At 65.5% G+C, this 13,383-nt stretch carries 11 protein-coding genes; 2 read left to right on the forward strand and 9 right to left on the reverse strand.

Going from position 1 to position 13,383, the window contains the following annotated elements:
• Positions 1 to 9 precede the first annotated feature (9 nt).
• The 9 genes from ACSQ8Y_RS21985 to leuS form a co-directional block, all read right to left on the reverse strand.
• On the reverse strand, positions 10 to 2,112 hold the full coding sequence (locus ACSQ8Y_RS21985) for an HDOD domain-containing protein (protein WP_436269888.1): 2,103 nt from the start codon (positions 2,110 to 2,112) through the stop codon (positions 10 to 12).
• Between the two features lie 272 nt (positions 2,113 to 2,384).
• A complete protein-coding gene (locus ACSQ8Y_RS21990; RefSeq protein ID WP_436268550.1) occupies positions 2,385 to 3,668 on the reverse strand; it encodes a multidrug effflux MFS transporter in 1,284 nt (427 codons plus the stop codon).
• A 102-nt stretch (positions 3,669 to 3,770) separates the two neighbouring features.
• On the reverse strand, positions 3,771 to 4,979 hold the full coding sequence (locus ACSQ8Y_RS21995; protein ID WP_436268551.1) for a THUMP domain-containing class I SAM-dependent RNA methyltransferase: 1,209 nt from the start codon (positions 4,977 to 4,979) through the stop codon (positions 3,771 to 3,773).
• 143 nt (positions 4,980 to 5,122) lie between these two features.
• On the reverse strand, positions 5,123 to 5,725 hold the full coding sequence (locus tag ACSQ8Y_RS22000; RefSeq protein ID WP_436268552.1) for a 2-hydroxychromene-2-carboxylate isomerase: 603 nt from the start codon (positions 5,723 to 5,725) through the stop codon (positions 5,123 to 5,125).
• A gap of 11 nt (positions 5,726 to 5,736) precedes the next feature.
• The gene (locus ACSQ8Y_RS22005; protein ID WP_436268553.1) at positions 5,737 to 6,165 is read right to left on the reverse strand and encodes a CopD family protein; all 429 of its coding nucleotides are present in this window, start codon (positions 6,163 to 6,165) and stop codon (positions 5,737 to 5,739) included.
• A gap of 8 nt (positions 6,166 to 6,173) precedes the next feature.
• Positions 6,174 to 7,439 (reverse strand): glutamate-5-semialdehyde dehydrogenase, encoded by a 1,266-nt coding sequence (locus ACSQ8Y_RS22010; protein ID WP_436268554.1) that lies wholly within the window; start codon positions 7,437 to 7,439, stop codon positions 6,174 to 6,176.
• 52 nt (positions 7,440 to 7,491) lie between these two features.
• Positions 7,492 to 8,508: a DNA polymerase III subunit delta gene (holA, locus tag ACSQ8Y_RS22015; RefSeq protein ID WP_436268555.1), complete on the reverse strand. Its 1,017-nt coding sequence runs from the start codon at positions 8,506 to 8,508 to the stop codon at positions 7,492 to 7,494.
• Between the two features lie 4 nt (positions 8,509 to 8,512).
• Positions 8,513 to 9,196 carry an LPS assembly lipoprotein LptE gene (locus tag ACSQ8Y_RS22020; RefSeq protein ID WP_436268556.1) on the reverse strand — a complete coding sequence of 228 codons (684 nt, stop codon included), beginning with the start codon at positions 9,194 to 9,196 and terminating at the stop codon, positions 8,513 to 8,515.
• Positions 9,197 to 9,199: 3 nt separating this feature from the next.
• The gene (gene leuS / locus ACSQ8Y_RS22025; protein ID WP_436268557.1) at positions 9,200 to 11,854 is read right to left on the reverse strand and encodes a leucine--tRNA ligase; all 2,655 of its coding nucleotides are present in this window, start codon (positions 11,852 to 11,854) and stop codon (positions 9,200 to 9,202) included.
• Between the two features lie 376 nt (positions 11,855 to 12,230).
• On the opposite strand from leuS, the gene ACSQ8Y_RS22030 reads away from it, so the two are divergent.
• Both ACSQ8Y_RS22030 and ACSQ8Y_RS22035 read left to right on the forward strand, forming a co-directional pair.
• Positions 12,231 to 12,869 (forward strand): choice-of-anchor J domain-containing protein, encoded by a 639-nt coding sequence (locus tag ACSQ8Y_RS22030; RefSeq protein WP_436268558.1) that lies wholly within the window; start codon positions 12,231 to 12,233, stop codon positions 12,867 to 12,869.
• Positions 12,870 to 12,909: 40 nt separating this feature from the next.
• The gene (locus ACSQ8Y_RS22035) at positions 12,910 to 13,383 is read left to right on the forward strand and encodes a post-PEP-CTERM-1 domain-containing protein (protein WP_436268559.1); all 474 of its coding nucleotides are present in this window, start codon (positions 12,910 to 12,912) and stop codon (positions 13,381 to 13,383) included.

Raw genomic sequence — 13,383 nt, forward strand, 5'->3', positions numbered from 1 at the left:
GTCAGTTAATCAAACAGAGTCCATGGCCCGCGTTGTTACGCCGGCGCTCAGGCTGGAGCTGCCGCGGGCCGGCAGCAGGATTTCAAACGTGGTGCCGCTCTTGCCGCTGCGGCAGGTGATCATGCCGTTCAGCTTCTTGACCAGGCTGTGCACGATGGACAAGCCCAGGCCGTGGTGCTTGCCTTCCTTGTTGCTGCGCACCGGCGTAAACAGGTTGGCCAGCACCTCGGTCGACAGGCCGGGGCCGTTGTCGCCGATCGCCAGCTCCAGGTACAGCTTGCGCTCGCGGTTCACGTGGCCGCGGTTGGCGACCTCGATCTTGCCGCCGTCCGGCAGCGCCTCGACCGCGTTCTTGACCAGGTTGACCAGGATCTGCTTGAGGATGTCGGCGTCGCCGTCGATCTCGGCCGGCTCGTCCTGCATGCGCACCAGGATCTGCACCGAGGCCGGCACGAAGTCGGTGGCGCGGAACAGGCGCAGCACGTCGTCCACCACGCGCGCGACGTCGGTGACGCGGTTGCCGTCGCTCGGCTGCAGGTCGGCCAGACCGTTGATCAGCGAGCCGACGCGGTCGATCTCCTCGTTCAGGATGGACATCTCGCCGACCACCGGCTCGCGCCGCGCCAGCTTGGTGTCCAGCACCGACAGGTAGTTCTTGATGATGGACAGCGGGTTGTTCACCTCGTGCACCACGCGGCGCGAGGCCTCGCGGTATTCCTCGGCCACGTGGGCGATCTGGCGCCGCGCGTGCCCGCGTTCGCTCAAGCTGGTCTCCAGCGCCGCGGCGGCCTGGTTGCCGAAGGCCTGCAGGAAGCGCTCGCGCTTCTGGTAGGAGGGCAGTTGCCAGGCGGCCGCGCCGCCCACCAGCACGCCCAGGCAGCGCTGGCCGGCGACCAGCGGCAAACACACCATGCTCTCGGTGCCGAGGATGCGGAACAGCTGCTCCTCGGCGATGCCCAGCGCCTGAACCGAACCCGGCGCGGCCTTGCTCAGGAATGCCATGCGGCGCTCCTGCGCGGCCTCGGCCACCGGGCCGCCCTTGGCCAGCGGGATGGAGAATTCGGCCAGGCGCTGCTGCTCGCCGGCCGTCATGCCGACCAGCGCGTGGCCGGTGGGGTTCTCCAGCAGGATCACGGTGTTGTCGAAATCGAACAGGATGCGCGCCGAGCGCGTCATGGCCTCCAGCAGTCCGGTCTCGCCGCTCTGGCGCGCGAAGGTCTGGCCCATTTCGGACACCAGCACCATGTTGCGCACCTCTTCGGACAGGCGCTGCTGCACCGGGTCGGCCGGCGGCGGCGGCGCGTAGGCGGCCGGGGCGACGATGTCGTCCGCGCCGGCCAGCTCGATGCCGAGATAGGCGGCCGACTTTTCCACCTGGCGCGTGGCGGCGTGGCAGATGACGTGCAGCGTGTCGCTGTCGAGGGCGCACAGGCCGGCGCCTTGCGCGATCGCCTCGTCCTCGTCCTCGTGGCTGCACAGCAGGTGCGCCAGGCGCACGATGCGGATCAAAGGATGGGCAGCTTCCAGGCGCGCCACCGGCTCGTGGTGGTACAGCACGCTGTCGGCCAGGAAGGAGTCGAGGTTCCAGCGCTCGATCAGCCAGGCGCCCGCTTCGGCATGCGTGATCTGCAGGGTGCGCTGCTCGACCGCGCACAGGTCCTCGTCGTCGCGCGCGGTGAAGTTGAACGTGTATTCCTTGGGCGCGGTGGCCAGCAGCGCCAGGCGGCCGACGTTGTGCAGCAGGCCGGCGAGGTAGGCTTCCTCGACCTGGGGGTAGTCCAGCTGCCTGGCGATGTCGCGCGCGAGCACGGCGGTGGTCAGCGAGCTCTTCCAGAAGGCGCGCAGGTCGGTGCTGCCGGAATGGGGGAAGCTGTTGAAGGTCTGGAACACGGACTCGCTGATGACCAGCGTCTTGATCATGTCGGTGCCCAGCGACACCAGCGACTGCTCGAGCCCGACGGCGCGGTTGTTGCGGTGGTAGGCGGAACTGTTGGCCACCGACAGTATCTTGCTGGTCATGCCTGCGTCCTTGGCGATCAGCGCGGCCAGCTCCGGCATGCCGGCATCGTCGGCCTGCAAGTGCTCTATCAACTTGATGAGTATCTGCGGCATGGCCGGCAGACGGGCAATCAGCAAGCGATTGCGAATATCATGGTCTGATTGATGCATCGTATCAAGCATTGCCGCCAAGGAACTTCATCGGAAGGGGATGTGCGCTCAACGGCCAGGCGCGCCACCGCGTTAATCATATACCAATAGTCTGGGCAGGCAAGCCAGCCCGACCTTTTTTGCCAACTGCAAAAATCGATATTAGCATAAACAACTTGCATAACTTATCAGCAAGAAAAATTTCTAGCTAAACTTTTTAGCCATCTTGCCGATAATTATCCGCCTGCCGGATGGCGTAGCAGCATGCTCCGGTAATAGCGCGACGTCAACCATAAGGCCAGCGCCGACACGGTAAACCCGAGTTGGCCGTAGGCCAGCCACAACACCGAGTCCGACAGCACCGGCGCGATGGCGCCGGCCACCACGGCGCCCAGCAGCGTGGTGGCGAAGGACTGGCAGGAGGCGACCGTGCCCCGGATATGCGGGAACAGGTCCAGCCCCAGCAGCGTGGCCGCCGGCGCCACCACCGACATCCCGAAAGTGTAGAAAAACAACGGCGCCACGCTCCACGGCAGCGACGGCGGCTGGAACAAATGGTAAGCGACGTTGAAGCTGGCGGCGGCGATCAGGAAGCAGAAGCCGATGCCGATCTGGCGCGCGAAACTCATCTTGCCGGCGATGCGGTTGGCAGCCAGCGCGCCGAGGAAGATGCCGCTCACGGCGGGGATGAAGAGCCAGCCGAACTGGTCCGGCCCCAGGCCGAGGTGCCGCGGCAGCATCACCGGCGCGGCCGTGATGTAGACGAACAGGCCGGCGAAATTGAGCGCCACCACGCCGGACTTCATGTGGAACAGCGGCGACATCAGGATGGCGCGGTAGTTGCGCACCAGGTAGCGCGGATTGAAGGGCTGGCGTTTTGCCGGCGGCAGCGTTTCGGGCAGGCGGCGCCAGCACACCAGGAACAGGCCAACCGTGTAGACGAACAGGAACAGGAAGATGGCGCGCCAGTCCAGGTATTTGACGATGATGCCGCCCAGCACGGGGGCGATGGCGGGCGCGATCGAGAAGATCATCGTGACCATGGACAGCAGGCGCGCGGCGTGCGCGTCGGCGTACAGGTCGCGGATGATGGCGCGGCCCACCACCACGCCGGCGCCGGCCGAGACCCCCTGCAGCACGCGGAAGAACCACAGGTAGTGCACCGAGTGCGCGGCGGCGCAGCCCATGGTGCCGATGGCGAACAGCACCAGCGACACCAGCACCACGTTGCGCCTGCCGAAGGCGTCGGCCAGCGCGCCGTGCCACAGCACCATGGCGGCGAAGGCCAGCATGTAGGCGGTGAGCGTCTGCTGCACTTCGATCGGCGTGGCGCGCAACGAGGCTTCGATGCTGGGGAAGGCCGGCAGGTAGGCGTCGATCGAGAACGGCCCGAGCATGGCCAGCGCGGCCAGCACGATGGCCAGCGCAAAGGCGCTCAGCGGCCTGGCGTGGCTCGGTTCGGGCGGCGGGATTTCGGGGATGGGGTCGGGCGGCAGGTTGGCAGGCGGGGTGGGGAACATGAACAGTCTCGCGGAGAGATGTCATCCCCGCGCACGCGGGGACCCATGCTGACTGGCCTGGCCCGCGCCGCATGGGTTCCCGCGTGCGCGGGAACGACAAGGTTATTGCGGAGCTTTCGGCTTGGCTTCTTCGCGGCGGTTGTAGCCGGCCACCATGTCGAAACGGAACAAGCGGCATTCCAGCGCGCCGTTGAAGAACGGCGTCTTGCGGGCCTCCTTCAAACGCAGCAGCTTGGGCAAGCCCAGGTCGGCGGTGAACAGGAAGGCGGTCCAGCCGGCGAAGCGCTGCTTGAGCGTGGTGCCGAAGGCCGAGTAGAACGACGTGGCCAGTTCATCCTCGCCCAGCGAACTGTCGCCGCGCACACCGATACGCTCGCCGTACGGCGGGTTGGTCAACAGGATGCCCGGCTGCTCGGTCGGCGCTTTCACTTCCTGCGCTTCGATCTGCTTGAGCGGCACGTCGAACATGATGCCGGCGCATTTCAGGTTGTGGCGCGTCATGGCCACCATGTCGCCCGAGATGTCGGAACCGAAGATGGTCGGCTCGGATGGCAGCGGATTGGGCTTGATGGCGTTCTTCATGTCCGCCCAAGGCTGCGGATTGAAGTCGTGGAATTTCTCGAAGGCGAAACGGCGGCGCGCGCCGGGCGGGATGCCCTGCACCATCTGCGCCGCTTCGCACAGGATGGTGCCGGAACCGCACATCGGATCGAACAGCGGCGTGCCCGGCTTCCAGCCCGACACGCGCAGCAGGCCGGCGGCCAGGTTCTCGCGCAGCGGCGCGTCGCCCGTCTCGTCGCGCCAGCCGCGCTTGAACAGCGCCTCGCCCGAGGTGTCCAGGTAGACGATGAACTGGTGCGCGTCGAGGAAACCGACGATGCGCATGTCCGGCTCGCGGGTGTTGACCGACGGGCGCGTGGTGTACAGGTCGCGGAAGCGGTCGCAGATCGCGTCCTTGATCTTCAGCGTGGTGAACTCCAGGCTTTTCAAGGGCGACTTCACGGCCGTCACGTCGACGCGGATGGTGTGGTCGACGCCGAACCACTCTTCCCACGGCTGCGCCAGGGTCAGGTCGTAGATGTCGTTCTCGTTCTTGTAGCCGCCGGCGGCCATGCGCATCAGCACGCGCGAGGCGATGCGCGAATGCAGGTTGACGCGGTAGGCGTCTTCCAGCGCGCCGGAGCAATGCACGCCGCCGGGAACCTGGTTGTGCACTTTCAGGGTGCTGCCGGGCAGCTGCGTGATTTCAGTCAGTTCTTCGGCCAGCGCCGCTTCCATACCGCGCGGGCATGGGCAAAAATAGGAAGCCATCAGGGGTACCTTTTATCCGTTGTGATACACACACGCTCACCACTGTCATTCCCGCGCAGGCTCGGCGCCACCGCGGGAATCCATGCCGCGCCGAGCGGGGATACCCGGCATGGTTCCCCGCCTGCGCGGGGACGACAGAATAACTAAAGGGCCATGGCCCGCTCGAGGAAATCGAGCCGGTCCTGTCCCCAGAAACTTTCACCTTCCAGGATATACCACGGCGAGCCGAATACATTGGCGGCGGTGGCGTCCTCGGTGTTCTTGTCGTATTCGGCCTGCACGCTGGCCGTCTGCGACGATTTGGTGAGTCCTCGCCCATCGAGCCCGCAGCTGTTCGCGATCTGCACCAGCGTCTCCTCGTCGCCGATGTTGCGCTCCTCCGCCCACAGGCCGCGCATGATGGCGCCGGATAGTTCCAGCGCCACATCCACGCCGTGCGTCAGGCGCGTGGCGACGATCAGACGGGCCGCCGCGTCCGGCGAGACCGGGAAAAACTTCGGCTGCACGTTGAGCGGCACGCCGAGGAAGGCGGACCAGCGCGCCAGCTCCACCACGCGGTAAGCCTGGCGCTGCGGCGCGCGCTTGGCCAGCGGCAGGCCGCCGGACACGCCGAACACCTTGCCCAGATCGACCGGGCGGATGTCGGCCTGCACGCCGTGCTGTTTGCACAGCGCGACAAAGCGTTCGTGGCCCAGATAGCTCCACGGCGAATGCGGGGCGAAATAGTATTGACAGGTCTTGCTCATTCCGTACCCGTTCAGAAAGGTTTGACAACGACCAGTACCACGATGGCCAGCAGCATCACCACCGGCACCTCGTTGAACCAGCGGTACCAGGTGTGGCTGCGCTTGTTTGCGCCACGCTCGAACTTCTTCAGGATGGCGCCGCAGGCATGCGAATAGCCGATCGCGAGCACCACCAGCGCCAGCTTGGCGTGCATCCAGCCCGGCATCTTGAAGCTGTCGCCGCCGCCATACTGCAGCCACAGCAGCCAGGCGCCCAGCAGCACTGCCGGCACCGACAGCATCATCATGAAGCGGTACAGCTTGCGCGCCATCAGCAGCAGGCGCTCGACGCTGACGCTCTCCTTCTCCAGCGCCAGGTTGACGAAGATGCGCGGCAGGTAGAACAGCCCGGAGAACCAGGACACGACGAACAGGATGTGGAACGCTTTGACCCAGAGCATAGGCTTCCTTACTTGCGTACTTCGCCGTGGCCGAACACCACGTACTTGAGCGAGGTCAGGCCTTCCAGGCCGACCGGGCCGCGCGCGTGCAGCTTGTCGTTGGAAATGCCGATCTCCGCGCCCAGGCCGTATTCGAAACCATCGGCGAAACGGGTCGATGCGTTCACCATCACCGAGGCGGAATCGACTTCGCGCAGGAAGCGCATGGCGTCGCTGTAGTCTTCGGTGATGATCGCTTCGGTGTGCTTGGACGACCAGGTGCTGATATGGTCCATGGCCTGGTCGATGCCGTCGACCACGCGCACGGCCAGGATAGGCGCCAGGTATTCGGTGGCCCAGTCCTCCTCGGTGGCGTGCACCAGGTGCGGATAGCCCTCAAGGAGCTTGTACGACTCCGGGTCGCAGCGCAGTTCCACCTTCTCGGCCGCGTACAGCCTGGCCAGTTCCGGCAGCACCTGCGGCGCGATGGCGCGCGCCACCAGCAGCGTTTCCATGGTGTTGCAGGGGCTGTAGCGCTGGCATTTGGCGTTGAAGGCGACGTCCAGCGCCTTCTTCATGTCGGCCTTGGCGTCGATGTAGACGTGGCAGATGCCGTCCAGGTGCTTGATCATCGGCACGGTGGACTCCTTCATCAGGCGCGCGATCAGGCCCTTGCCGCCGCGCGGCACGATGACGTCCACGTATTGCGGCATGGTGATCAGGGCGCCGACGGCGGCGCGGTCGGTGGTGTCGACCACCTGCACGCCGTCCACGGGAAGGCCGGCGCCCTGCAGGCCTTCCATCACCAGCCTGGCCAGCGCGCGGTTGCAGTGGATGGCTTCCGAACCGCCGCGCAGGATGGTGGCGTTGCCGCTCTTGATGCACAGGCCGGCCGCGTCCACCGTGACGTTCGGGCGGGCTTCGTAGATGATGCCGATGACGCCCAGCGGCACGCGCATCTGGCCCACCTGGATGCCGCTCGGGCGGAACTTCAGGCCGCTGATTTCACCGATGGGGTCCGGCAGCGCCACGATCTGGCGCAGGCCTTCCACCATGGTGGCGATGGCCTTGTCGGACAGCGCGAGGCGGTCCAGCAGCGCCGGCGCCATGCCGGCGGCGGCGGCCGCGTCCAGGTCCAGCTGGTTGGCGGCGCGCAGGGCGTCCGCTTCGCGCTCGATCGCGTCGGCGATCAGCAGCAGCGCGCGGTTGCGCTGCGCACTGTCGGCGCGGGCCATGGCGCGCGATGCGACGCGCGCCTGGCGGCCCACTTGTTCCATGTACTGCGTGATGTCCATTTCAGTCCCGTTCAGTGATGGCGGGTTACGGCTGCGCCTAACCCGCCATGGCTCAGCCGCGCGCCACCTTCAGCGCCAGCTGCAGCATTGCATCCCATGCGTCGCCCGCGTAGGCTTTGGCGCGCAGGCCCTTGATCATCTTGTCTATCTGCGCCGCTTCCTGCAGCGCGCCTTCCAGCACCGGCAGCGTCACGCGCCGCAGGGCCGGTTCCATCATGCGCTCTTTCGGCCCCCAGATGCGGTACTCCTTGAGCAGCGCCCCCAGCGGCCTTCCCTGCGCCATGCCGGCCTTCAGCTTGAGCAGCACGCGGATTTCCTCCGACACCGCCCACAGCACCAGCGGCAGCGCTTCGCCTTCGCCCTTCAGCCCTTCGAGCATCCGCACCAGCCGCGCGGGGTCGCCGGACAGCATCGCTTCGCTCAATTTAAACACATCGTAACGCGCCACGTTCAGCACCGCGTCATGCACCTGCTCGTAGGCCAGCTTGCCCGGTTCGTGCAGCAGGCCCAGTTTCTGGATCTCCTGGTGCGCCGCCAGCAGATTGCCTTCAACGCGGTCGGCGATGAAGTCGATGCTCTGGCGGTCCGCGCTCTGGCCTTGCGCGGCCAGCCGGTTGCCTATCCAGCCCGGCAGGGCGGCGCGCTCGATATTCGGAATATCGATGTACACGGCCGCCTGCTGCAGGCTGGCCACCCAGGCCGCCTTCTGCGTCTGCCAGTCCAGCTTGGGCAGCGTGATCAGCGTCAGGTTGTCCGGACTCAGGTCCTTCACATAATTCTGCAGCGCCGCGCCGCCATCCTTGCCCGGTTTGCCGGTCGGGATGCGCAGCTCGATCAGCTTCTTGTCGCCGAACAGGGACATGGCCTGGTTCGCCGCCAGCAGTTCGCCCCACTTGAAGCTGCGCTCCACGGTCAGCACGTCGCGCTCGGAATAGCCCTGCGCGCGCGCGCTGCGGCGGATCTTGTCCGCCGCCTCCAGCGCCAGCAGGTGCTCGTCGCTGGTGATGACGTACAGCTGCGCCAGCGGCTTGTTCAAATGCCCGTCCAGCGCGTCCAGCCTCAATTGCATACGCTTATTCCTTCGGCGCGGCGACCGCCGCGGCCGGCGCCAGCGACATCTGCGACACCGGCTTGATGGCCGCCATGCGGCGCATCATCTGCTGCACCAGGTCGGTCTGCATGTCGCGGTACAGCAGCGCCTCTTCCTGCTCCTTGGCCAGCAGCTGGGTTTCGTCGAAGGTGATGGGACGATTCAGGCTGATGGAAGTGGGCGCCAGCAGCTCGTTGCCCAGCTTGTCGCGCACGCGGAACACGATGTTGTAGGCCAGCAGATATTCACGCACGCGGCCATTGTTGTTCAGCGACAGAATGGTCTTGGTGCGGGTTTTCTCCGGGTCGGTCAAGACCTCGATCACGCCGTCGGCCTTGGCCGGATCGCTGACCACCACCGTGTGGCCGTTGACGCGGATGTTGCGCTTCAAGTCGATGCCCAGCGGCGAGGATTCGGGCAGGCCCACGTACATGGCCGGGAACGGCAGCGTGTAGTGGCCGCCCGAGCCGCGCAGGTGGAAACCGCACGCGGACAGCGAACCGCCCAGGACGGCGGCCAACGAAATCGCAACCACCGCGCGGCGCAGCGTGTCACTCCCGCGCGCGCGGGAGTCCATGCGGCGCGCCCGCAGTGGCGCAGTATGGTCCGCATCGGCGGGCCGTCCCGCGTGCGCGGGAACGGCGGTGGTTTCGGCGAGTTTGGTCATCTTTTACACCACGATGTTGACGAGTTTGCCCGGCACCACGATGACCTTTTTCGGCGTGCCTTCAATGAACTTCTGCACGCTTTCCTCGGCCAGCGCGGCCGCTTCGATGGCGGCCTTGTCGGCGCCCTTGGCCACCTTGACCGAGCCGCGCAGCTTGCCGTTAACCTGGATCATCATCTCGATCTCGGACTGTTCCAGCGCGGCCGCGTCGACCTGCGGCCACGGCGCGTTCAGGATGTCGCCCAGCGCCTTGCCGTAGCCCAGCTCCTGCCACAGCACGTGGGTGATGTGCGGCGCCACGGGGTTCAGCAGGCGCAGGAAGATGGCAAAGCCTTCGGAGATCACGCTGTCCGCGCTGTTGTCACCGGCCGCCCCGTCTTCCAGCTTGGCCGATTCCATCGTATTCAGCATCTTCATGCAGGCCGACACCACGGTGTTGTACTGGATGCGCTTCAGGTCGTAGTCGGCCTGCTGCAGGATCTTGTGCAGTTCGCGGCGCAGGGTTTTCTGCGCGTCGGTCGACGCGGTGGCGGCGACGGTGGCGCCGGCCGCTTCGATGCGGCCCTTCTGCGCGTAGCCGTAGGCCCACACGCGGCGCAGGAAGCGGCTGGCGCCCTCCACGCCGCTGTCGGACCACTCCAGCGTCTGCTCCGGCGGCGAGGCGAACATGGTGAACAGGCGCGCGGTGTCCGCGCCGTACTGGCCGATCTGCGCGGCCGGGTCGATGCCGTTGTTCTTCGACTTCGACATCTTCTCGGTGCCGCCGATGTGGACCGGCAGGCCGTCCTCACGCAGCAGCGCGCTTTGCGGGCGGCCCTTGTCGTCGGTGGTCAGGTTGATGTCGGCCGGGTTGTACCAGGTCTTCTTGCCCGCCGCGTCTTCGCGGTAGTAGGTTTCGTTGAGCACCATGCCCTGCGTCAGCAGGTTGACGAAGGGCTCGTCGAACTTGACCAGGCCGAAGTCGCGCATGATCTTGGTCCAGAAGCGCGCGTACAGCAGGTGCATCACGGCGTGCTCGATGCCGCCGATGTACTGGTCCATCGGCATCCAGTAGTCGGTGCGCTCGTCGACCATGGTGCTCGCGCCCGGCGAGGTATAGCGCATGTAGTACCACGACGAATCGACGAAGGTGTCCATGGTGTCGGTTTCGCGGCGCGCAGGCTTGCCGCACTTCGGACAGTCGCACTTCAGGAAAGCCTCGTACTTGTTCAGCGGGTTGCCGGTGCCGTCCGGCACGCAGTCTTCCGGCAGCACGACAGGCAGGTCTTGTTCAGGCACCGGCACCGGGCCGCAATCGCCGCAGTGGATCATCGGGATAGGCGTGCCCCAGTAGCGCTGGCGCGAGATGCCCCAGTCGCGCAGGCGGAAGGTGATCTTCTTCTCGCCCAGGCCCTTGGCTGCCATGTCGGCCGCCACGGCGTCGACGGCGGCGGCATAGCCCAGGCCGTCGTACTTGCCCGAATTGACGACGATAGCCGCGTCCTTGTCGCCATACCAGTCCTGCCATTCGGTGCTGGAGAACGCCGGCTTGGGGGCGGTGGTAATGACCTGCTTGATCGGCAGTTGGTATTTGTTGGCGAAGGCGAAATCGCGCTCGTCGTGGCCAGGCACGCCCATCACGGCGCCGTCGCCGTAGGTGATCAGCACATAGTTGCCGATCCAGACCTCGACCTGCTCGCCGGTCAGCGGATGGCTGACGAACAGGCCGGTCGACATGCCCTTCTTCTCCATCGTCGCCATGTCGGCTTCGATCACGGAGCCCATCTTGCACTCGGCGATGAAGGCTTGCAGTTCAGGGTTGTTCTGCGCGGCGTGCGCGGCCAGCGGGTGCTCGGCAGCCACGGCGCAGAAGGTCACGCCCATGATGGTGTCCGGACGGGTGGTGAAGACGTACATCTTGCCGTCCTGGATCAGCGCGCCATCGGCGCCCTTGATCTGGTGCGGGAAGGCGAAGCGCACGCCGGTCGATTTGCCGATCCAGTTGGTCTGCATGGTGCGCACGCGCTCGGGCCAGCCCGGCAGCTTGGTGTCGACATAGTCCAGCAGCTCGTCCGCGTAGTCGGTGATGCGGGCGTAGTACATCGGGATTTCGCGCTTTTCGATCAGCGCGCCCGAGCGCCAGCCGCGGCCGTCGACCACCTGCTCGTTGGCCAGCACGGTCTGGTCTACCGGGTCCCAGTTCACGGTGCCGGTCTTCTGGTAGATGATGCCTTTTTCCAGCATCTTGAGGAACATCCACTGGTTCCACTTGTAGTACTCGGGCTTGCAGGCGGTCATCTCGCGCGACCAGTCGATGGCCAGGCCCATGGATTCCATCTGCTCGCGCATGTGGGCGATGTTGGAATAGGTCCACTGCGCCGGCGGCACGTTGTTGGCCATAGCCGCGTTCTCGGCGGGCATGCCGAACGCGTCCCAGCCCATCGGCATGAGCACGTTGTAGCCGTTCATGCGCAGGTAGCGGTACATCACGTCGTTGATCGTATAGTTGCGCACGTGGCCCATGTGCAGCTTGCCGGAAGGGTAAGGCAGCATGGAGCAAGCGTAGTACTTGCCCTTCGGGAAGCGCGGATCGTGCTCGACTGCTTTATAGGCGTCGATCGCCTTCCAGTGGGATTGGGCGGCTTGTTCGACGTCGGCGGGACTATATTTATCTTGCATGATGTGTGCGGCCAATGGAAAAAAAGGATATGAACCGGTCATTATACTGGTTCACGCCGCGCCGTAGCACAGAGCGGCCGCGGCCGCTCGCGCAGCCCCCGCGCCGCGCCCGCCCGAGCTCCCTCCGGCTCCCGAAAAAGTGTCGAAAAACTTTACACTTTTTGACAACTCCGGCAAATATGAATTTTCAACATTTATATTTAACTAATTAAATCAAACAGTTGGCATTTAATCAAGCAGATGGTATGAATTGTGCTTCATGCTGCCGTCTGGGCAAAGTTGAGAAGTATCTACATTTATTTCTCAAAGCCTCAGGCGCTCATCCACCGTAGGCATGCCACAAGCGTGCCGCTACCTGTTCTGGAGGCAGTACCGCATGATCAAGAAACCCCTCTGTGCCCTGTTGCTGTCGGGCGCTGCCATGTCCGCCCACGCGGGCGTGCTGCTGCAGCAATCGTTCGACAACGTCGCCAGCCTATCCGGCAGCGGCTGGGTCAGCACCAACGCCAGTACGCCTGGCGGCATCACCGGCTGGTATCAAGGCGACCAAGGCATTTTCAGCGCGCAAAACGGCGCGCCCGACAGCTATGCCGCCGCCAACTATAACAACGCGGCCGCCGGCGGCACGCTCGACAACTGGCTGATCAGCCCGGAATTCGCGCTGAACATCGGCATGGGCGCCACGGTCTCCTTCTGGCTGCGCGGCGACGCGGCCCAAGGCTATAGCGACCAGGTTGCCGTGGGCATCAGCAACGGCGGCAGCGCCATCGCCGACTTCGTGCAGCAGGCGACCTTCACCGCGCAGACCGACGGCTGGGCGCAGTACACCTTCAGCTTCCTGAACACTGCCGGCAACGCACGCTTCGCCATCAACTACACCGGCCCGGCCGACAACGCCAACTACATCGGCATCGACTCGTTCGAGGTGGCCGCCATACCCGAACCGGCCACCGCGCTGCTGTTCGGCGCCGGCGCGCTGGGACTGCTGGCAGCCCGCCGCCGCCGTGCAATCTGAAGCGCATCGCGTCGTTATAAAAACAAACCAGGAGAAAGCCATGTCCAAGAATAAACACACCAGCCAGCGCCTGCTGCGCGCCGCCGGCGCCACCCTGGCGCTGCTGGGCGCCACCGCCGTGCCGCCGTCCGCCCAAGCCCAAACCCAAGCCCAGCCCCAGACCGAGAGCCTAGCCGCACTGGAAACCGGCATCGGTGCCAGCGACGACATCACCGTCGTGCGCGATGCCGAGTCCGGCAAGCTGCGCGCGCCCACCGCCGAGGAACACGCGGCCCTGAAGAAGAAGTCCAGCGCCAACGCCCGCGTGCAGCGCGCCGCGCCGCCGCCGCCGATGCAGAAGTTCCACGCCAGCGGCGCCCGGGGTGCCCGCTTGACCGATGAATTCGTCAGCTCCGCAGTCATGGTGCGCGGCCCCGACGGCAAGCTGGCGGCGCAATGCGTCGACTCGCACGACGCCGCCGAAGGCATACACAAAGCCGGCCACATCCACACCACCAAAGCGACCGCGGAGTAA

Origin of the sequence: Pseudoduganella sp. LjRoot289, from assembly GCF_964252925.1 — a bacterium.
GTDB lineage: Bacteria > Pseudomonadota > Gammaproteobacteria > Burkholderiales > Burkholderiaceae_D > Rugamonas.

Excerpts from the sequence above, each read along its gene's own strand:
- ACSQ8Y_RS22035 (WP_436268559.1), top strand. The coding sequence starts at position 12,910 with ATGTCCAAGAATAAACACACCAGCCAGCGCCTGCTGCGCGCCGCCGGC.
- ACSQ8Y_RS22010 (WP_436268554.1), bottom strand. The coding sequence starts at position 7,439 with ATGGACATCACGCAGTACATGGAACAAGTGGGCCGCCAGGCGCGCGTC.
- ACSQ8Y_RS22030 (WP_436268558.1), top strand. The coding sequence starts at position 12,231 with ATGATCAAGAAACCCCTCTGTGCCCTGTTGCTGTCGGGCGCTGCCATG.
- leuS (WP_436268557.1), bottom strand. The coding sequence starts at position 11,854 with ATGCAAGATAAATATAGTCCCGCCGACGTCGAACAAGCCGCCCAATCC.
- ACSQ8Y_RS21985 (WP_436269888.1), bottom strand. The coding sequence starts at position 2,112 with ATGCCGCAGATACTCATCAAGTTGATAGAGCACTTGCAGGCCGACGAT.
- ACSQ8Y_RS21995 (WP_436268551.1), bottom strand. The coding sequence starts at position 4,979 with ATGGCTTCCTATTTTTGCCCATGCCCGCGCGGTATGGAAGCGGCGCTG.
- ACSQ8Y_RS22005 (WP_436268553.1), bottom strand. The coding sequence starts at position 6,165 with ATGCTCTGGGTCAAAGCGTTCCACATCCTGTTCGTCGTGTCCTGGTTC.
- ACSQ8Y_RS22000 (WP_436268552.1), bottom strand. The coding sequence starts at position 5,725 with ATGAGCAAGACCTGTCAATACTATTTCGCCCCGCATTCGCCGTGGAGC.
- ACSQ8Y_RS22020 (WP_436268556.1), bottom strand. The coding sequence starts at position 9,196 with ATGACCAAACTCGCCGAAACCACCGCCGTTCCCGCGCACGCGGGACGG.
- ACSQ8Y_RS21990 (WP_436268550.1), bottom strand. The coding sequence starts at position 3,668 with ATGTTCCCCACCCCGCCTGCCAACCTGCCGCCCGACCCCATCCCCGAA.
- holA (WP_436268555.1), bottom strand. The coding sequence starts at position 8,508 with ATGCAATTGAGGCTGGACGCGCTGGACGGGCATTTGAACAAGCCGCTG.